We start from the raw sequence: 20,400 nt of genomic DNA on the forward strand, positions 1-20,400 counted from the left end.
AGCGCCCACACTTATCGGCTGTTGGTTTTTAAAGATCAGTCCGCTCACTCAACCATGCCCAACACCACCCGGCACCGCTTCGTTTGCGTCGCTGCGTCTGCAGCAGAGAAACGAGATTATGGAGACTGTTTCCCACTCCGTCAACCCCCATTTTCGCTTTCACTTAAAAAATGTTGGTGCTTACTTCCAGCGACTCACTTCCGCGTCGCGCTCACCACAGCCTCGATCGGAACGGCATCAGCCATTGCGGCATAGCCTGCATCGCTCGGATGAATGTGATCGCCACTATCGAAAGCGCGCTGCAACCGCTCCGGCTGCGCCCGGTCGCGCAACACCGCGTCGAAATCCACGACGCCGTCAAAAGCATGGCCGCTCCGAATCCACTGGTTGACGGCGAGCCGGATATTTTCCCGCTCCGGCGGCAACGAAGCCGGCGTCAGCGTCGCGCCGAACACCTTGACGCCATCGCGCCGCGCGGCCGCGATCACTCGCTGATAGCCGGCGATCAGGTCGGCGGCCGTCACCGACGTATGCGGGAAATCGCAGTCGAGCCCGCCATGCGGCGGCATCGCCGCAAAATTGATGTCGTTGATACCGATCAGCAAGATCGCCACCTTGACGCCCGGCCGGCGCAAAACGTCGCGCTCAAAACGGCTCAGGAGCGCGTCACCGTAGCAGGGTGAATCGCTCAGCAGCCGATTGCCGCTAATACCGAGATTCACGATCGCGGTCGACTGCACGCCACTGCCTGCCAGCCGGTGAGCCAGCGCATCCGGCCAGCGGCGGTTCTGGTTCAGGCTCGAGCGCATGCCGTCGGTAATCGAATCGCCGATCGCGGCGATGGCAGCCGACTGCGCCGCGGCCTCCACCGACAACCCCGTCACCCACACGTATTGCGTGAACCGGCCACGAAACGCCGCGGCGGCAGGATCAGCCGCGTGATTGCCGGGCGCCGACACATAATTCACCTGGTTCGACACGCGGTGCCAGGCGACAATCCGCTGCTCCGGCCCCATGAGCGCACTGATCGCATACGGTGCGCCTTCAGCGATATCGAGCGCGATCGGATCACTATCCAGCTCCCCACCCGGCGGAATGCTCAACGCCCCCTTACCACCGAAAGTCACGCGAACCCCATCGCCGACAGCTGCTGCGCCGCCCGCCGAGCGCGCAATGCGCAACTCATCGATGACGAGCGGCGTCTTGCCATACGCATTGCTCAGGTGAATGCGAGCACTTTTCCCCGACAGCGTCGGATAAACGATCTGGCGAACCGTGCGCCCGGCCACTTCCGGGGCGCGATAAAGCGAGGGCAATTCGGCCCGTTGCGGAATGGGCTGCAGCGCGGTTGCCCATGCGGCGACCCAGTGTCCGGAGGTGTCGGCGGCAAAAGCGTTCGAGGAAACGGCAAAGGAGGCGAATTGGGCAAGCAGCGCCGCGCCGCAGGCGGCCGCCAAGGTGCGAATGGTCATTCGGAGGATCGGTTCGGGGCGAAACGCGCATTGTGCCCGATCGCCGCGGCAATCGCGGACAACGCTACCCAACGACGTACACCGCCCGCGCGCACGCCGCCGCCACCGCAGTTCAAGCCGTCTGCTCTCCCACGAGCTTCAGCGCGAGCGCTTCCGCAACCTCGATCCCGTCGATCGCTGCCGAATAAATCCCGCCGGCATACCCGGCCCCCTCGCCCGCCGGATACAGCCCTTCGACGTTCACGCTCTGATAATCGTCGCCGCGACGCACCCGGACCGGCGACGACGTTCTCGTCTCGACGCCCGTCAGCACCGCATCATGCATCGCAAAACCGGCGATTTTCTTCTCCATCTGCGGCAGCGCTTCGCGGATCGCCTCGATCACGTAATCGGGCAGCGCGGTGCTGAGATCGGTCGGATGCACGCCAGGCTTGTACGACGGCACCACCGAGCCGAGCGACGTGGACGGCCGCCCCGCGATGAAATCGCCGACCAGTTGGCCCGGTGCCATATAGTTGCCGCCGCCGAGCTCGAACGCCCGCTCTTCCCATTTGCGCTGGAAAGCGATGCCGGCGAGCGGTCCGCCGGGGTAATCGTCAGGCGTAATGCCGACCACGATGCCGGCGTTCGCATTACGCTCGGCGCGCGAGTACTGGCTCATGCCGTTCGTGACGACGCGCCCCGGCTCGGAAGTCGCCGCGACCACCGTACCGCCCGGGCACATGCAGAAACTGTAGACCGCGCGCCCGTTGCTGCAGTGGTGCACCACCTTATAGTCGGCTGCGCCCAGTTGTTTGTGACCGGCAAATTTGCCAAAACGGCTGCGGTCGATCACACCTTGCGGATGCTCGATGCGAAAACCGAGCGAAAACGGCTTCGCTTCAACATAAACGCCGCGATCGTGCAGCATCTGAAACGTATCGCGCGCACTATGGCCGACCGCGAGCACGACGTGATCGCAGCGCAGCGTCTCGCCCGTGGAAAGCTTCAGCCCGCGCACCTTGCCGTCATCGATGTCGAGGTCCTCGACACGGGTTTCGAAGCGCACCTCGCCGCCCAGCTCGTGGATCGTCGCGCGCATCTTCTCGACCATGCTGACGAGCCGGAACGTGCCGATATGGGGCCGGCTCAGGTAAAGAATGTCTTCCGGCGCGCCGGCCCGCACGAATTCGTCGAGCACCTTGCGGCCGTAGTGTTTCGGGTCCTTGATCTGGCTGTACAGCTTGCCGTCCGAGAACGTGCCCGCGCCGCCCTCGCCGAACTGCACGTTCGACTCCGGATTGAGCACCGACTTGCGCCACAGGCCGAACGTATCTTTAGTGCGCTCTCGCACGGCCTTGCCGCGCTCCAGGATGATCGGCCGGAAGCCCATCTGCGCGAGGATCAGCCCCGCGAACAGCCCGCACGGCCCCATGCCGATCACGACCGGGCGCGGCGCATTCGACTGCGCGGGCGCCTTTGCGACGAACTTGTAGCTCATGTCGGGCGTCACGCCGCAGTGCGGCACGTCGGCGAGCCGCCTCAGCACGGCCGCCTCATCCGTTACTTCGACATCGACGATGTAGGTGAGCTTGATGTCGGCGCGTTTGCGCGCGTCGTGCGCACGGCGAAACACCGTGTATCGGATGAGCCCGTCCCTGGCCACGCCGAGTTCCGCGAGGCGCGCGCGGACGGCCGCTTCGAGGTCGCTTTCGGGATGATCGAGCGGGAGTTTGATTTCGCTTAGACGTAACATGGGTACCGGAGATGCAAGTGGGCCGCAAATCGCGGCCAATTCGCAATTTTACCGGGGTAAGTGCCGCAACGGGGCCTCAGCCGGTCATGAACCGCCCGTGCCGCAGGACTGCGGCATACCCGCAATGGATTCGTAACACGCCCCGGTAGCCCCTATTAGTCGACACATTTATCCTCAAAAAATTTATTAACCGACCGGTCGGTTGATTTATACTACGCCGACACAGATCACTTCCGCAGAGAGCGTCCCATGTACACGCAATCCCTGGATATTCCCGGCAATGTCGCCCCGCTCGATGCGGACGCGAACTCTCCCGAGCAGGCGCGCTTCGACGCGGTCATGAACGCCGACGGCAAGATCGAGCCGCAGGACTGGATGCCCGAGGCGTACCGCAAAACGCTGGTCCGGCAAATCTCGCAGCACGCGCATTCGGAAATCGTCGGCATGCTGCCCGAGGGCAACTGGATCACGCGCGCGCCGAGCCTCAAGCGCAAGGCGATCCTGATCGCCAAGGTGCAGGACGAAGCGGGCCACGGACTGTATCTATATAGCGCCGCAGAAACGCTCGGCGTGTCGCGCGATCAACTGATCGCCGCGCTGCACGCGGGCAAGGCCAAGTATTCGAGCATCTTCAACTACCCGACGCCCACCTGGGCCGACGTCGGCGTGATCGGCTGGCTCGTCGACGGCGCCGCGATCATGAACCAGATCCCGCTGTGCCGCTGCACGTACGGCCCGTACGCCCGCGCAATGATCCGCATCTGCAAGGAAGAGTCGTTCCATCAGCGCCAGGGCTTCGACTCGCTGCTCGCGATGATGGCCGGCACCGAAGCCCAGCGCGAACTGGTGCAGCAGGCCGTGAACCGCTGGTGGTGGCCGGTGCTGATGATGTTCGGCCCGAGCGACAAGGATTCGGTCCACAGCAACCAGTCGGCGAAATGGGGCATCAAGCGCATCACCAACGACGACCTGCGCCAGAAATTCGTCGACGCAACCGTCGAGCAGGCCAGGGTGCTCGGCGTCACGCTGCCCGACCCGGACCTGAAATGGAACGAGGCGCGCGGCCACTACGACTACGGCGACATCGACTGGGAAGAGTTCTGGCGCGTCGTGAACGGCGACGGCCCGTGCAACCGCGAGCGCCTCGCGACCCGCGTCAAAGCCCACGAAGACGGCGCCTGGGTGCGCGAAGCCGCGCTCGCCCACGCCGAAAAGAAGCGCCAGCGCGCGCAGCAGCACGCCGCCTGAACCGCACGGCGCGCGATTAGCGAAAGTCAGGAATCAGGAGATCAGCAATGAACAAGGAATGGCCGATTTGGGAAGTGTTCGTGCGCAGCAAGCAGGGCCTCGACCACAAGCACTGCGGCAGTCTGCACGCCGCCGACGCGCCGATGGCGCTGCGCATGGCGCGCGACGTCTACACGCGCCGCCAGGAAGGCGTGAGCATCTGGGTGGTGCCGTCTTCGGCGATCACGGCGTCCGCGCCGGACGAGAAGGCCGAGCTGTTCGAACCGGCGGCCGACAAGATCTACCGTCACCCGACGTTCTACACGCTCCCCGACGAAGTCAACCACATGTAAGCGCGGCCATGCCTATCACGCCCCAACACCTCCAGTACGTGCTGCGTCTCGCGGATACCGCGCTGATCCTCGGTCAGCGCAACACCGAGTGGAGCGGCCACGGCCCGATCCTCGAAGAGGACATCGCGCTGTCGAACATGAGCCTCGACCTGATCGGCCAGGCGCGTCTGCTGTACACGCATGCGGCCGCGCTCGAACAGCAGCTCACCGGCAAGCAGCGTACCGAGGACGACTACGCGTACTTCCGCACCGAACGCGAGTTCGCCAACTACACGCTCGTCGAGCTGCCGCACTACGGCCCGCTCGCCGGCACCGCGCAAACCGAAAAGGATTACGCGGTCACGATCGTGCGCAATTTCCTGTACTCGACGCTGATGGCGCATCTGTGGAGCGCGCTGGCGAACTCCACGGGCGAGCAACTGGCGGCGATCGCCGCGAAGTCGATCAAGGAAACGACGTACCACGTGCATCACGCCGGCGAGTGGCTGATCCGCTTCGGCGACGGCACCGACGAATCGCATCGCCGCGCGCAAGCCGCGCTCGACTATCTGATGCCGTACACGCGCGAGTTTTTCAGCGCGGATGCGGTGGAAGACGTGATCGCCGCGGCCGGCATCGGCCCGCGCACGTCGGAACTGGAAACCGCCTGGCTCGAAGACGTGCGCGCCACACTCGACGAAGCGACCTTGACGCTGCCCGAAGCGGTCAGGCACGTGAGCACCGGCAAGCACGGCGAGCATTCGGAGCATATGGGCTTCGTGCTCGCCGAAATGCAGAGCCTCGCGCGCCAGCATCCGGGCGCAACCTGGTAAAGCGCGCGATGACGACCTCGACCGCTCCGCTCGCAGCCAATACCGCTGCTCATACCGCCACCGACCCGGCGCTCGCGCGCGCGTGGGCCGTGCTCGAAGCGGTGCCGGACCCGGAGATTCCGGTGGTATCGATCCGCGAGCTCGGCATCCTGCGCGACGTGCGGCGCGCCGCCGACGGCGTGCTCGAAGTCGTGATTACGCCAACCTACTCGGGCTGCCCGGCGATGTCGCAGATCGCCGAAGACGTCGGTCATGCGCTCGACGCCGCGCAACTCGCGCCCTACCGCGTCGCCACCGTGCTCGCGCCGGCCTGGACCACCGACTGGATCACCGCCGACGCCCGCGAAAAACTGCGCGCCTACGGTATCGCGCCGCCGACGGGCAACTGCGGTTCCGCCGCCAGGACCCAAGCCGCGCCGCGGGAAAAAGTGCTGCGCTTCGTGCCGCGCTCGCTGTCGGCGCCGGCCTGCCCACGCTGCGGCTCCGCGCACACCGAGCGGCTCGCGCAATTCGGCTCGACCGCCTGCAAAGCCCTGTACCGCTGCCTCGACTGCCGCGAACCCTTCGACTACTTCAAACCGTACTGATATGGCCACCCCGCAATTTCATCCGCTGCGTATTCGCGAAGTGCGCCCCGAAACCGCCGACGCGGTCTCGGTCGCGTTCGAAGTCCCGGTCGAACTGCGCAACCACTATCGCTTCACGCAGGGCCAGTTCGTCACGCTGAAGACGCATATCGACGGCGAGGAAACGCGCCGCTCGTATTCGATCTGTGTGGGCGTCACCGACTACGATCGCGACGGCGAGTTGCGCATCGGCATCAAGCGCGTGCGCGGCGGGCGTTTCTCGAACTTCGCGTTCGACACGCTGCAGCCCGGCCACACAATCGACGTGATGACGCCGGATGGCCGCTTCTTCACGCACCTGAACGCCGAGCAGGGCAAGCAGTACCTCGCGTTTTCGGGCGGCTCGGGCATCACGCCGGTGCTCGCGATCATCAAGACGACGCTCGAAATCGAGCCGCGCAGCACCTTCACGCTCGTGTACGGCAACCGCAGCGTCGACCAGATCATGTTCGCCGAGGAACTCGAAGACCTGAAGAACCGCTTCATGAACCGCTTCGTGCTGTACCACGTGCTGTCGGACGATCTGCAGGACGTCGAGCTGTTCAACGGCGTGCTCGATCAGCAGAAGTGCGCGGCCTTCATGGAACAGCTGCTGCCGGCCGAGGCAATCGACGAAGCGTTCATCTGCGGCCCCGCGCCGATGATGGACGCCGCCGAAGCCGCGCTGAAAGCCGCCGGCGTGCCGCCCGCGAAAGTGCACGTCGAGCGCTTCGGCACGCCGCTGCCGCAAGCGGGCGTGCCGCCCGTCGAAATCACCGAAGACACGCCCGCTGCCGATCTCGAAATCGTGCTCGACGGCAAACGGCGCAAGCTGCGCCTGCCCTATCAGGGCGTGAGCGTGCTCGACGTCGGCCTGCGCGCCGGCCTCGCGCTGCCGTATGCGTGCAAGGGCGGCGTCTGCTGCACCTGCCGCGCGAAGGTGCTCGAAGGCGAAGTGAAGATGGAAAAGAACTACACGCTCGAAGAACACGAAATCCGCGACGGTTTCGTGCTGACCTGCCAGTGCCATCCGGTCAGCGAGCGCGTGGTGGTGAGCTACGACGAGCGTTAAGCCAAAGGCAATCCGCGCTCTATCATGGTCGGACACGACTCGGCAGCATTGCGCTTTTGACGCGGCGCTACGTCTGCCCGACGGCCGGCGCGCTTTCGGCCATTTCGCGATCCGCTTACACTAGGGGCCGCTCATCGACCGGAACGTCGGTTTCCGGTCGATGAGCGGCCTCTTTTTGTCACCGCCGCAAGCGCCACAGCAAGCCTTTGTCCATGAGCACGATTCACCTCACCAACGGCGACGTCGCCGCCGAATCCCTCCGTTCCGCGCTGGCCCAGGCCGGCCGCGACGACCGCGTGCAGGCGTTGCGGGACGATCTGGCCGTCGGCCCGCTGCGCGGCATCGACGACGGTCCAGACATGCGCGCCGATTTCTGGGAGCGCGTGAGCGCGGACACAAAGCGCAATTTCCTGCAGGAATTCCGCGATCAGGCCGCGGCGCTGAACAGCATCGCGAACGGAACCGCGAATCTGGTCGTGTGGCACGGCGAAAGCTCGTCCGATCAGCTGATGCTGCGCCGGGTCTGCTACTACCTGCGCAATAGTCCGCAGCGTCTGAACGAGGTGCGGCTGTCGATTGCCGATCTCACCGATCCGCTCGCGTGGGCGCATACCCGCAAGGACCGCGCGACGTCGGTCGGCATGTTCGCACCGGATGTGCTGCAGTCGCGCCTGCCCGACGCCGCGCCGATTTCCGTGCTACGTATCAGCCGGCTTGCGCTCGAATGGCAGGAAGTCAAGCACGCGAACGGCGAAACCCGGCGCTGGCGCGACAACACGTTCACGAGCAGCAGCTTCGCCGAACTCGACGCGCTGATCCTCGATCACGCCGCCGAAGCATGGCAGCCCGCCGCGCGCATCGCCGCCGGGGTGATGAGCGCCGAACTCTGGTTCCTCGTCAGCGACAGCATCGTGCTGTGGCGCCTGCGCGAACTGGCGGCCAGACGGCGTATCCGCCTGCGCGGCGACACGAACGCCTGGCGCTCGCTCGAACTGTGCGCCACGTTCGCCCTCCGCTCAAACCCGTAAAACAAACGACTATGGCCCGCACCCGAGCCCCCGACCACGAAACCCAACGCGAGCAGATTCTCGAACTGGCCGCGGAAAAATTCGCGCAGACCAGCTATCCGAGCACGTCGATGGCCGATCTGGCCGCGGCGAGCGGCACCTCGAAAGCGCGCCTCTATCACTACTACGCGAGCAAGGAAGCGATCCTGTTCGATCTGCTCGACCGCTACACGAAGCGGCTGATGCTGATCATCACCGAGGTGGAAGGCGCAAGCCAGCGGCGCGGACTCAGCGAGCGCGAGACCTTCGCCGAGCTGATCCGCGCGTTCCTCTCCGAGTATGAAACGTCGCACAGCCGGCACGTCGCGCTGCTGAACGACGTGAAGTATCTGGTCGACGCGCAACGCGAGATCATCCTGAACCGTCAGCGCGACGTAGTCTCGGCCTTCGCGCGCCAGCTCGCGCGCGCTTACCCCGAGCGCGCGACGCGCGACAACCAGACCGCGCTGACGATGATGGTGTTCGGCATGATCAACTGGACGTTCACGTGGTTGAAGCCGGACGGCAAGATGGGCTACCGCGAGTTCGCCGAGCAGGTGGTGGACGTGCTCGAGCACGGTTTCGGCCCGGCGCCGGCGCACTGAGACGGCGGCTCCGCGCAAGGAGCCGGTGCGCCGGCCCACGGCGGAATGCCGGCTCGCGCACCACACGAAATGACGCAAAGCAGCAATATCCAGAACGGTTGACCGCTTAAGACATGTCTGAATTATATGCGTGAGGCATCCTTCCACGAACGCCCGTTCATTTTATTTTTTACATACAAATCAAATAATTAAAAATAGAGCCAGAGTATTTTAGATTATCCCCTCGGGTTTTTATACGGGTTTTCCCTAGTGAGTGAGCTTGGTTTCCGCTAGAATCGATTTTGCGGTGCACCACGCCGCCTGATCAAAAGGAGAACCCGACCATGAACACGCTGACACCCCGCATCGCCGAGCCGATCGTCGCAAACGATCGTCCGTCGCTGTCTGCTGGACGCGAGCCCGCTCTGGTCCGTGAGCTCACCGCGATCGACCGCGAACGGCTGCTGGCCCACTTCCTTGCGCTCGAAGAAGACGATCGTCTGCTGCGCTTCGGCCAGGTCGTACCGAATCACGTCATCGAAAACTACGTGCGCGCGATCGACTTCACGCGCGACACCGTGTTCGGCGTATTCAACAGCAAGCTCGAACTCACCGGCGTCGGCCATCTGGCCTATCTGCCGGCCGAAGGCGACAAGCGCACCGCCGAATTCGGCGTGTCGGTACTGGAAAGCGCGCGCGGCCAGGGCATCGGCACGAAGCTGTTCGAGCGCGCCGCGATCCGCAGCCGCAACACGCGCGTCACGATGCTGTATATCCACTGCCTGTCACGCAATTCGACGATGATGCATATCGCGAAAAAGGCCGGCATGAAGATCGAATACGCGTACGGCGAAGCCGATGCCTATCTGACGCTGGCCCCCGCCGACCGGTCGAGCATCCTCGCCGAGATGCTGCAGGAGCAGGCCGCAGTGCTCGACTACGCACTCAAGCGCCAGGCGCGCCAGGCATCGCGGCTCTTCGAGTCGTTCATGCCGGCAGCCGTCGCTGCCTGAATAATCGCTACGGGGAAATGAGAAGGGGGCGGCCGCAAGGTCGCCCTTTTTTCTGTCCGCGCTTTGCCTCGCGGCAAACGCCACGCTTCGCACCGGTAATGCCGCCGACAACGCTCACAGAATAGGCAGCGCCGTCGTTTCCTTGATCTTTTCGAGCGAGAAGCTCGATTTCACGTCGATCACCGACGGATGCCGCAGCAACTGATCCTGCACGAAGCGCGAAAAATGCGCCATGTCCTCGACCTGGACGCGCAGCAGATAGTCCATCTCGCCGGTCATCGCGTGACAGGCCACCACCTCGGGCCACGTCTGCACGGCCGCGCCGAACAGATCGGCATGCGTGGCTTCGCCGTGCGGACTGAAGGCGCGGCCGCCGCCCTTTTCGAGCCGCACGCTGACATACGCAAGCAGATCGAGCCCGAGCCGCTGCGCGTCGAGCAGCGCGACATAGCCGCGAATCACGCCACTTTCCTCCAGCCGGCGAATCCGCCGCAGACACGGACTCGGCGACAGATTGATCCGTTCCGCAATCTCCTGATTCGACAGCCTGCCGTTCTGCTGAAGGATGGCCAGAATGCGCCGGTCGATCGCATCTATCTCGGAATTAGCCATGTTCTGCCATATACCTTTGCAATTGAGCCATAAACTGGCTCAAGCGTAGTGATGCGTGATTAAGTTCGCAAGTTTTTGTCTCCACCACGGTTCTACACTGGTGGTATCCGGTCGCCCTCAACCGACCGCCCCACGCGCTCACCGCCAGCGCACCTCAGCAGCCCTCTTGCATGGGAAACGGAGACAGACAATGCAGGTTTCAACTTGGGAAAACCCGGTCGGCACCGACGGTTTCGAATTCATCGAGTACACCGCGCCGGACCCGAAAGCGCTCGGCAAGCTCTTCGAGCGGATGGGCTTCACCGCCGTCGCGCGGCATCGTCATAAGGACGTGACGCTGTATCGCCAGGGCGAGATCAACTTCATCGTCAACGCGGAAAAGCATTCGTTTGCACAGCGCTTCGCACGGCTGCATGGCCCGTCGATCTGCGCGATCGCGTTCCGCGTGCAGGACGCTGCCAAGGCTTACAGCCAGGCGCTCGAAAAAGGCGCGTGGGGCTTCGACAACAAGACCGGCCCGATGGAGCTGAACATTCCGGCGATCAAGGGCATCGGCGATTCGCTGATCTATTTCGTCGACCGCTGGCGCGGCAAGAACGGCGCGACGCCGAACAGCATCGGCGATATCGACATTTACGATGTCGACTTCGAACCGATTCCCGGCGCGAATCCGAACCCGGTCGGCCACGGCCTGACCTATATCGATCACCTCACGCACAACGTGCATCGCGGCCGCATGCAGGAATGGGCCGAGTTCTACGAGCGCCTGTTCAATTTCCGCGAGGTGCGTTACTTCGACATCGAAGGCAAGGTGACCGGCGTGAAGTCGAAGGCGATGACCTCGCCCTGCGGCAAGATCCGCATTCCGATCAACGAGGAAGGCTCGGATACGGCCGGCCAGATTCAGGAGTATCTGGACGCCTACCACGGCGAAGGGATTCAGCACATCGCGCTCGGCACCGGCGACATCTACCGCACCGTGGACGGTCTACGCGGCTCGCACATCTCGCTGCTCGACACGATCGACACGTACTACGAACTCGTCGATCGCCGCGTACCGGGCCACGGCGAGCCGCTCGAGGAACTGCGCAAGCGCAAGATCCTGATCGACGGCGCGCCGAACGATCTGCTACTGCAGATCTTCACCGAAAACCAGATCGGCCCGATCTTCTTCGAGATCATCCAGCGCAAGGGCAATCAGGGCTTCGGCGAAGGCAACTTCAAGGCGCTGTTCGAATCGATCGAGCTCGATCAGATTCGCCGCGGCGTCGTGCAGGACAAGACCTGACAGCGCAACGCGACCGGCACGCGCCATCATGAAAAAAGGGCGAGGATCGTAAGACCCTCGCCCTTTTTCCGCTTACGCCGCGATCCTCATCGGGAGCGCGGCCGGTTGTCAAACGACACACCGCAAACGCGGTACATCACGAATTCCGCGGGCTCTAGTCGGCTCTGACCGAACGCTCGCTCTGGCTCCTTGCCAGCCTGACAGGCGCGACCTGCGCCGCGCGGCTGATTGCGTTCGACAACGCGCTGGTGCTGCCCGCGTTCGAACGGACCGGCGCGCTCATCGCGAAAAAAGCGGCCGATACCATCAGGAAGGTCTGGATATTTCTCGTGTTCATGCGTACTCCTTTTCTGACTGCCCTGCTGTCACGCAGCTCCGCCGAATGCGGCGCATTGAAGACATTGCACGCAGGTCGCGGATTAGACAGTGATTTTCACTACGGTTCCGCGATTTTGTAGGTTTTACAGCTTGTTACATGCGCAATCGCAATAGGAGCGAAATGCAAGGCAAATGCATGAAAACGGCTTGCAACCTGCTGCCATTCGCGCCGAACCCACGCCGCATCGCCGCATTTTTCGGGCTGCTGCGGCGGGTTTCCACCAGTGCTACCATCGCTTAAAACCCGTCAATATGACGACCCCGGCCCCAGCATTCACAAGATGCCGGGAGCCAGAAAAGTTTTGGTGATCCCAAGCTGAGTGGAGGAGTACACATAATGAATGCCCCGCTAGACGCAGGTCAGCGAGCCTCGCTCGAAGCCGCGTTGTCTTCCGTCACGCTCGACGACAAATACACCCTCGAACGCGGCCGCGCGTACATGAGCGGCATCCAGGCGCTGGTGCGTCTGCCGATGCTGCAACAGGAACGCGACCGCGCCGCCGGCCTCAACACCGCCGGCTTTATCTCCGGCTATCGCGGCTCGCCGCTCGGCGGACTCGACCAGTCGCTGTGGAAGGCGAAAAAGCATCTCGCCGCGCATCAGGTCGTGTTCCAGCCCGGCGTCAACGAAGACCTCGCCGCCACCGCCGTGTGGGGCTCGCAGCAGGTCAATCTGTATCCGAGCGCCAAATACGATGGCGTGTTCTCGATGTGGTACGGCAAGGGCCCCGGCGTCGATCGCTCCGGCGACGTGCTCAAGCACGGCAACTCGGCCGGCTCGTCGCGGCACGGCGGCGTTCTGGTGCTCGCCGGCGACGACCACGCGGCTAAATCCTCGACACTCGCGCACCAGTCCGAGCACCTCTTCAAGGCGTGCGGACTGCCCGTGCTGTTTCCGTCGAACGTGCAGGAATATCTCGACTTCGGCCTGCACGGCTGGGCCATGAGCCGCTACTCGGGCCTCTGGGTCGCGATGAAATGCGTGACCGACGTGGTCGAATCGTCGGCGTCGGTCGATATCGACCCACACCGCACGAGCATCATCCTGCCCGAAGATTTCGTGATGCCCGACGGCGGGCTCAACATCCGCTGGCCCGATCCGCCGCTCGTGCAGGAAGCGCGTCTGCTCGACTACAAGTGGTACGCGGGCCTCGCCTACGTGCGCGCGAACAGACTCGATCGCGTCGAAATCGATTCGCCGCATGCGCGCTTCGGCATCATGACCGGCGGCAAGGCTTATCTCGACGTGCGCCAGGCGCTGACCGACCTCGGCCTCGACGACGAAACCTGCTCGCGCATCGGCATCCGTCTCTACAAGGTCGGCTGCGTGTGGCCGCTCGAAGCGCAAGGCGCGCAGGCCTTCGCGCGCGGTCTCGACGAAATTCTCGTGGTCGAGGAAAAGCGCCAGATCCTCGAATACGCAATCAAGGAAGAGCTGTACAACTGGCCCGACACGCAGCGTCCGCGCGTGTTCGGCAAGTTCGACGAAAAGGACGGCGCGGGCGGCGAATGGTCGGTGCCGATGGGCAACTGGCTGCTGCCGGCTCACTACGAGCTGTCGCCCGCGATCATCGCAAAGGCAATCGCCACGCGGCTCGACAAGTTCGACCTGCCGTCGGACGTGCGCGCCCGCATCGCCGCGCGCATCGCGGTAATCGACGCGAAGGAAAAGGCACTCGCGCGCCCGCGCGTCGAAGTCGAGCGCAAGCCGTGGTTCTGCTCGGGCTGCCCGCACAACACCTCGACCAACGTGCCGGAAGGCTCACGCGCGATGGCCGGCATCGGCTGCCATTACATGACGGTCTGGATGGACCGCAGCACCAGCACGTTCAGCCAGATGGGCGGCGAAGGCGTCGCGTGGATCGGCCAGGCGCCGTTCACGAACGACAAGCACGTGTTCGCCAATCTCGGCGACGGCACCTACTTCCACTCGGGGCTGCTCGCGATTCGCGCGGCGATCGCCTCGAAGGCGAACATTACCTACAAGCTGCTCTACAACGACGCGGTCGCGATGACGGGCGGCCAGCCGGTCGACGGCGTGCTGACCGTGCCGCAGATCACGCATCAGCTGGCCGCCGAAGGCGCGGAGAAAATCGTCATCGTCACCGACGAGCCCGAGAAGTACGCGACGAACACCGGTCTTGCGCCAGGCGTCGACATTCATCACCGCGACCAGCTCGACGAGGTGCAGCGGCAGTTGCGCGAGATTCCGGGCACTACGATCCTGATCTACGACCAGACCTGCTCGACCGAAAAGCGCCGCCGCCGCAAACGCGGCGCGTATCCCGATCCGGCACGGCGCGTCGTCATCAACGAGGCGGTCTGCGAAGGCTGCGGCGACTGCTCGGTAAAGTCGAACTGCCTGTCGGTCGAGCCGCTCGACACCGAGTACGGCACGAAACGCCAGATCAACCAGTCGACCTGCAACAAGGACTTCTCGTGCGTGAACGGCTTCTGCCCGAGCTTCGTCTCCGTTGAAGGCGGGCAGTTGCGCAAGCCGAAGGCAGCGTCGGGCGTCGGCGCCGATGCAATGCCGCCGGTGCCCGAGCCCGAACTGCCGGCCATCGACCGTCCGTACGGCGTGCTCGTGACGGGCGTCGGCGGCACGGGCGTCGTCACGATCGGCGCGCTGCTCGGCATGGCCGCGCATCTAGAGAACAAGGGCGTCACCGTGCTCGACGTGACCGGCCTCGCGCAGAAAGGCGGCGCCGTGATGAGCCACGTGCAGATCGCGAACCAGCCCGCCGACATTCACGCGACCCGTATCGCGATGGGCGAAGCGAGCCTCGTGATCGGCTGCGATGCGATCGTGACCGCGAGCGCCGATTGCATGTCGCGGATGCAGGACGGCCATACGCGCGTCGTGCTGAACAGCGCGCACACGCCGACCGCCGAACTCATCAAGAACCCGAACTGGCGCTTCCCCGGCAGCAGCACCGAAGCCGACGTGCGCGCCGCGGCCGGCGACGACAACGTCGCGACCGTCGACGCGAATCGCTTCGCGGTCGCGCTGCTCGGTGACGCGATCTACACGAACCCGTTCGTGCTCGGCTACGCCTGGCAGCGCGGCTGGGTGCCGCTCACGTATCAGTCGCTGATTCGCGCGATCGAGCTGAACAACGTGCAGGTCGAGAAAAACCGTGCGGCATTCGAATGGGGCCGGCGCGCCGCGCACGATCTCGCCGAGGTCCGCAAGATCGCGCAAACGCAGGGACGCGCCGACGCGGCGGACAACGCGAGCGGCAAGATCATCGCGCTGCACACGCCGAAGGCACTCGACACGCTGATCGACAAGCGCGCCGACTACCTCGCCGCATGGCAGAACCGCGCCTATGCGGAGCGCTATCGCGCACTGGTCGCGCAGGTGCGGGCGGCCGAAGAAGCGCTCGATTCCATCGACGGCCAGTTGCCGCTCACGGAAGCGGTCGCGAAGAATCTGCACAAGCTGATGGCCTACAAGGACGAATACGAAGTCGCGCGTCTGTATAGCGACCCGGTGTTCATCGAAAAGCTGAATGCGACGTTCGAGGGCGACTGGAAGCTGCATCTGCATCTCGCGCCGCCGACGCTGTCGAAGAAGGACGCGCACGGCCATCTCGTGAAGAAAAAGTACGGCCCGTGGATGTTCCGCGCGATGCACGTGCTCGCGAAACTCAAGTTCCTGCGCGGCACCGCGCTCGACGTGTTCGGCAAGACCGAGGAGCGCCGCACCGAGCGCGCGCTGATCGGCGAATACGAGGCGCTCGTGCGCGAGCTGATCGGCGGACTAACGGTCCAAAACGAGGTGCAAAACGCAGCGCAAAAGCGCGAGCTCGCGGTCGAGCTCGCGAATCTGCCCGACGGCATTCGCGGATATGGTCACGTGAAGGAGAACAACCTCAAGGGCGTGCGCATCAGGTGGAACGAACTGCTCGCGCGTTGGCGCTCGCCGGATGCGGGGAAAACACAGCACGCGGCCTGATCAGCATGCAGGAGCTTTAAGACTGGATCGGAGCCGCCGGGTTGATAAAGGCACGGCCGGTCCCGATTGAAAAAGCGGCGGTCTTCATAGACCGTCGCTTTTTTTCGCCGACAAAAAAACGCCACGGAACCGGAATCCCGTGGCGTCTTGCCGGCGCCGAGGCCGCCGCGAGCGCACTACAGCCGCGCCCGCTTCAACCCGGCAACCTACGCATTACTTCGCGTTTGCCGGCTTGCGCGCATTGGCCGAAGCCACCGCCGTCATGTTGATGATCCGGCGCACGGTCGCGGCCGGCGTCAGGATATGCACCGGCTTCTTCGCGCCGAGCAGGATCGGACCGACCGTCACGCCTTCGCCACCCACGACCTTCAGTAGGTTGTAGGCGATGTTCGCCGCTTCGACGTTCGGCATGATCAGCAGGTTCGCTTCGCCGGCGAGCGTCGTGGCGGGGAATGCCGCCTTGCGGATCGTCTCCGACAGCGCCGCGTCGCCGTGCATTTCACCGTCGATTTCGAGCGACGGCGCGCGTTGCGCGATCAGCTTGCGAGCCTCGGCCATGCGCTTCGACGACGACGACGGCGCGCTGCCGAAGTTCGAGTTCGACAGCAACGCGACCTTCGGCGTGATGCCGAACTTCTCGATTTCACGCGCGGCGAGCATCGTCATGTCGGCGAGTTGCTCGGCGGTCGGCACTTCGTTCACGTACGTGTCGCAGATGAACAGGTTACGGCCCGGCAGCATCAGCAGGTTCATCGCGGCGAAGTTCTGCACGTCGTCGGCCTTGCCGAGCACCTGGTCGATGAAGTCCAGGTGCGTGTGGTACTGGCCGATCATGCCGCAGATCATGCCGTCGGCTTCGCCGAGGCGCACGAGGATCGCGCCGATCAGCGTGTTGAACTTGCGCATCGCGGCCTTCGCGACGTCGGGCGTCACGCCTTCGCGCGCGCCGAGTTCGTGATACGCCTGCCAGCTCTTTTGATAGCGCGGATCGTCTTCCGGATCGACGATCTCGACGTCCTCGCCGCACTTGAGCTTCGAGCCCATCTTCTTCAGACGCATCTCGATCACGGACGGACGGCCGACCAGGATCGGCTTCGCGATCTTTTCGAGCAGCACGAATTGCGCGGCACGCAGCACGCGCTCGTCTTCACCTTCTGCGAACACGATGCGCGCCGGCTCCGACTTCGCCGCCGCGAACACCGGACGCATCACCATGCCGGTGCGATAGACGGTCGTGCCGAGCTGTTCGCGATACGCGTCCATGTCCTGAATCGGACGGGTCGCGACGCCCGAGTCCATCGCCGCCTGCGCGACGGCCGGCGCGATCTTGATGATGAGGCGCGGATCGAACGGCTTCGGAATCAGGTATTCCGGGCCGAATTCGAGCGAGTGGCCTTCGTAGGCCTTCGCGACTTCATCGCCCTGATCGGTTTCCTCGGCCAGTTCGGCGATCGCGCGCACGCAGGCGAGCTTCATTTCTTCCGTGATCGTGGTTGCGCCGACGTCGAGCGCGCCGCGGAAGATGAACGGGAAGCACAGCACGTTATTGACCTGGTTCGGGTAATCCGAACGGCCGGTCGCGATGATGCAGTCCGGGCGTACCTTGCGCGCTTCTTCCGGACGGATTTCCGGCTCGGGGTTCGCGAGCGCGAGAATCAGCGGCTGCGAACCCATTTCGGCGACCATCTCCGGCTTCAGCACGCCGGCGCTGGAGCAGCCGAGGAACACGTCGGCGCCGCGGATCGCGTCGGAGAGCGAACGCGCGTCGGTGTTGGCCGCGTAACGCTCCTTCGACGGATCGAGGTTGCCGCGGCCTTCGTAGATCACGCCCTTCGAGTCGGTGACGAGAATGTTCTTCTTCGACAGACCGAGGTTGACGAGCAGGTCCAGACACGCAATCGCCGCCGCGCCCGCGCCCGAACAGACGAGCTTCACTTCGTCGAGCTTCTTGCCGACCACCTTCAGGCCGTTGAGAATCGCCGCCGACGCGATGATCGCGGTGCCGTGCTGGTCGTCGTGGAAGACCGGAATCTTCATGCGCTCGCGCAGCTTCTTCTCGATGTAGAAGCACTCGGGCGCCTTGATGTCCTCGAGGTTGATGCCGCCGAGCGTCGGCTCGAGCATCGCGATCGCTTCGACGAGCTTGTCCGGATCGGACTCGTTCAATTCGATGTCGAACACGTCGATGCCGGCGAATTTCTTGAAGAGGCAGCCCTTGCCTTCCATCACCGGCTTCGCGGCGAGCGGACCGATGTTGCCGAGGCCGAGCACCGCCGTGCCATTCGTGATCACGCCGACGAGGTTGCCGCGCGAGGTGTACTTCTGGGCGTCGAGCGGTTCGTCGTAAATCGCCATACAGGCTGCCGCGACGCCCGGCGAATACGCAAGCGACAGGTCGAGCTGGTTCGACAGCGGCTTGGTGGGCGTCACCGAAATCTTGCCAGGTTTCGGATTCTGGTGATAGGCGAGAGCGCTTTGCTTGAGTTGTTCGTCCATTTCTAGGCCTGCGAGACGTAAGTAATTGGGCCCGTCGCAGCACAACGTCGGCGTCGCTTGCATCTGTCGGACGGATAGTCGACCGAGGCGGTTTTCGCATGCGCCGGTTGGCGCAATGGCTTACCTCGACGAAGGACGGGACGACAATGCGGAGTGCTTCGCGGGTCGGTTAGTGTACACCCCGGGTGCGTCGATGCACTGAGTGGTTAACAGGACTAACCACGAGCGAAACAGCGGTTCATAATGCTGCGCCGCCACATGGGTGCGCAGGGCTGGCGGGGTGTCGCGTTATATCGGCGCGATGTCAGAGTCATGTCGGCGCGCATGCGCGATCGATCCGATGCGCATACGCCGCTCATTCGAGTTCGGCGCCGCGCCGCTCGGGAATCAGAAACAGCGTCGCGAAGATGTCGAGCAGATAAATCGACGCCAGCAGCGCCAGCGCCGCGCCGAACGAATAGCGCGCTGCCAGCGCGCCCACCGCGACCGGCCCGAAGCCGCCGACCGCCCGGCCCGCGTTGAACAGCACGTTCTGCGCCGTCGCCCGCGCCTCGGTCGGATAAAGCTCGGAAATCAGCGCGCCGTAGCCGCCGATCATGCCGTTCACGAACACGCCCATGGCCGCGCCGCCGATCAGGAGCGCGACCGGCGTGGTCAGCTGCGCATAGACGAACACCATCACCACTGCGCCCGCCTGATAGAACAGGAACGTCGGCTTGCGGCCGAAACGGTCCGCGGCGATGCCGAACAGCCAGATGCCGGACGCCATGCCGAGAATCGTCGCGGCGGTCCACAAGCCGGATTGGGTCAGCGAATAGCCGAACGTCTTCGACAGATAACTCGGCAGCCAGATCATCAGGCCGTAATAGCCGAAGTTCTGCACCGAGCAGAGAATCGTCACGCCGATGCTCGCGCGCGTCGTGCGGCCATCGGCAACCAGCAGTTTCAGCGGCAGCTTGCGCATGCCGCGCGCGACGCGCTCGTTGAACAGCGCCGGCTCCTCGACGCGACGGCGCACGAAGAACGACACGGCCGCGGGCAGCAGCCCGAGCGCGAACATGCCGCGCCAGCCGATCACCGGCAGCAGCAGCGGCGTCAGCAAGGCGGCCGCGAGCACGCCGAGCTGCCAGCCGAGCCCGACATACGACGACACCCGCGCCCGAAGCGAGGCCGGCCACGCTTCGGCCACGAGCGTCATGCCGATGCCGAACTCCCCGCCCAGACCAATCCCGGCGATGGTCCGGTAGATCAGCAGATCCGTGTAGCCTTGCGCGAGCGCGCACAGACCGGTGAAGACGGCGAAGATCAGGATCGTCCACGTGAGCATGCGCACGCGCCCGAAGTAGTCGCTCAACACGCCGAAGATCACACCGCCCGCGACCGCGCCGATCAGCGTCCACGTGACGAGCGCACCCGCCTGCGCCGAGCTCAGGTGCAGGTCGACGGCGATCACCGGCAGCATGAAGCCGAGGATCAGCAGATCGAAGCCGTCCATCGCATAACCGAGCACCGACGCGAGCAGCGCGCGGCCCGCATAGCCCTGTTTCGCGGGGGAGCCGGTATCGGTGACGGAGGCGGGAGGAGCGGCGTTCATTGAAAGCATTCCGTAGGTCGAAAGGCGGCTCGCGCGAGGCTGCGCCCAGGAGAAAGTCGCGTGAGTGTAAAGGCGGCCAGGGCCGGTCACAAGACAACCGGGCAGACGAGGTGGCCCGCCGCGCGTCGCTTGCACCATCGGTCCCACCTCTG

16 protein-coding genes are annotated in these 20,400 nt (G+C 64.3%); 10 read left to right on the forward strand and 6 right to left on the reverse strand.

The window, feature by feature from the left end:
* Window positions 1-194 precede the first annotated feature (194 nt).
* Together GXB81_RS16860 and GXB81_RS16865 are read right to left on the reverse strand one after the other, a co-directional pair.
* On the reverse strand, window positions 195-1,472 hold the full coding sequence (locus GXB81_RS16860; RefSeq protein ID WP_167047613.1) for an SGNH/GDSL hydrolase family protein: 1,278 nt from the start codon (window positions 1,470-1,472) through the stop codon (window positions 195-197).
* Between the two features lie 112 nt (window positions 1,473-1,584).
* Window positions 1,585-3,207, reverse strand: a complete 1,623-nt coding sequence (locus GXB81_RS16865) for an NAD(P)/FAD-dependent oxidoreductase (RefSeq protein WP_167284459.1) — start codon at window positions 3,205-3,207, stop codon at window positions 1,585-1,587.
* A gap of 249 nt (window positions 3,208-3,456) precedes the next feature.
* On the opposite strand from GXB81_RS16865, the gene paaA reads away from it, so the two are divergent.
* From paaA to GXB81_RS16905, 8 genes are all read left to right on the forward strand, one after another.
* The gene (paaA, locus tag GXB81_RS16870) at window positions 3,457-4,455 is read left to right on the forward strand and encodes a 1,2-phenylacetyl-CoA epoxidase subunit PaaA (protein WP_167284458.1); all 999 of its coding nucleotides are present in this window, start codon (window positions 3,457-3,459) and stop codon (window positions 4,453-4,455) included.
* 47 nt (window positions 4,456-4,502) lie between these two features.
* Complete coding sequence (gene paaB, locus GXB81_RS16875; protein WP_167047604.1) at window positions 4,503-4,787, forward strand: 1,2-phenylacetyl-CoA epoxidase subunit PaaB; 285 nt, start codon at window positions 4,503-4,505, stop codon at window positions 4,785-4,787.
* A gap of 8 nt (window positions 4,788-4,795) precedes the next feature.
* Entirely contained in the window at window positions 4,796-5,599 is an 804-nt protein-coding gene (paaC, locus tag GXB81_RS16880; protein WP_205989824.1) for a 1,2-phenylacetyl-CoA epoxidase subunit PaaC, read from the forward strand.
* Window positions 5,600-5,607: 8 nt separating this feature from the next.
* Window positions 5,608-6,186, forward strand: a complete 579-nt coding sequence (paaD, locus tag GXB81_RS16885) for a 1,2-phenylacetyl-CoA epoxidase subunit PaaD (protein WP_205989825.1) — start codon at window positions 5,608-5,610, stop codon at window positions 6,184-6,186.
* 1 nt (window position 6,187) lies between these two features.
* Complete coding sequence (gene paaE, locus GXB81_RS16890; RefSeq protein WP_205989826.1) at window positions 6,188-7,276, forward strand: 1,2-phenylacetyl-CoA epoxidase subunit PaaE; 1,089 nt, start codon at window positions 6,188-6,190, stop codon at window positions 7,274-7,276.
* A 212-nt stretch (window positions 7,277-7,488) separates the two neighbouring features.
* Entirely contained in the window at window positions 7,489-8,304 is an 816-nt protein-coding gene (locus GXB81_RS16895; RefSeq protein WP_167047594.1) for a DUF1835 domain-containing protein, read from the forward strand.
* 11 nt (window positions 8,305-8,315) lie between these two features.
* The gene (locus GXB81_RS16900; RefSeq protein ID WP_167047591.1) at window positions 8,316-8,927 is read left to right on the forward strand and encodes a TetR/AcrR family transcriptional regulator; all 612 of its coding nucleotides are present in this window, start codon (window positions 8,316-8,318) and stop codon (window positions 8,925-8,927) included.
* 323 nt (window positions 8,928-9,250) lie between these two features.
* Window positions 9,251-9,919: a GNAT family N-acetyltransferase gene (locus tag GXB81_RS16905; protein WP_205989827.1), complete on the forward strand. Its 669-nt coding sequence runs from the start codon at window positions 9,251-9,253 to the stop codon at window positions 9,917-9,919.
* Window positions 9,920-10,033: 114 nt separating this feature from the next.
* On the opposite strand, the gene GXB81_RS16910 is transcribed toward GXB81_RS16905, so the two are convergent.
* Entirely contained in the window at window positions 10,034-10,531 is a 498-nt protein-coding gene (locus tag GXB81_RS16910) for an Lrp/AsnC family transcriptional regulator (RefSeq protein WP_167047585.1), read from the reverse strand.
* Window positions 10,532-10,721: 190 nt separating this feature from the next.
* Between GXB81_RS16910 and hppD the strand changes: the two genes are divergently transcribed.
* Window positions 10,722-11,819 (forward strand): 4-hydroxyphenylpyruvate dioxygenase, encoded by a 1,098-nt coding sequence (gene hppD / locus GXB81_RS16915; RefSeq protein ID WP_205989828.1) that lies wholly within the window; start codon window positions 10,722-10,724, stop codon window positions 11,817-11,819.
* A gap of 154 nt (window positions 11,820-11,973) precedes the next feature.
* Here the strand turns inward: hppD and GXB81_RS16920 are convergent, their stop codons facing one another.
* Window positions 11,974-12,156, reverse strand: coding sequence for a hypothetical protein (locus GXB81_RS16920; protein ID WP_167047580.1), 183 nt, complete (start codon window positions 12,154-12,156; stop codon window positions 11,974-11,976).
* A 378-nt stretch (window positions 12,157-12,534) separates the two neighbouring features.
* Here GXB81_RS16920 and GXB81_RS16925 point away from each other — a divergent pair, with 378 nt between their 5' ends.
* A complete protein-coding gene (locus GXB81_RS16925; RefSeq protein WP_205989829.1) occupies window positions 12,535-16,158 on the forward strand; it encodes an indolepyruvate ferredoxin oxidoreductase family protein in 3,624 nt (1,207 codons plus the stop codon).
* A gap of 213 nt (window positions 16,159-16,371) precedes the next feature.
* Here the strand turns inward: GXB81_RS16925 and GXB81_RS16930 are convergent, their stop codons facing one another.
* Window positions 16,372-18,654 carry an NADP-dependent malic enzyme gene (locus GXB81_RS16930; RefSeq protein WP_167047574.1) on the reverse strand — a complete coding sequence of 761 codons (2,283 nt, stop codon included), beginning with the start codon at window positions 18,652-18,654 and terminating at the stop codon, window positions 16,372-16,374.
* A gap of 355 nt (window positions 18,655-19,009) precedes the next feature.
* Window positions 19,010-20,248, reverse strand: coding sequence for an MFS transporter (locus GXB81_RS16935; RefSeq protein ID WP_167047571.1), 1,239 nt, complete (start codon window positions 20,246-20,248; stop codon window positions 19,010-19,012).
* Window positions 20,249-20,400 lie beyond the last annotated feature (152 nt).

Source organism: Paraburkholderia sp. Ac-20336 (assembly GCF_017105025.1).
GTDB lineage: Bacteria > Pseudomonadota > Gammaproteobacteria > Burkholderiales > Burkholderiaceae > Paraburkholderia.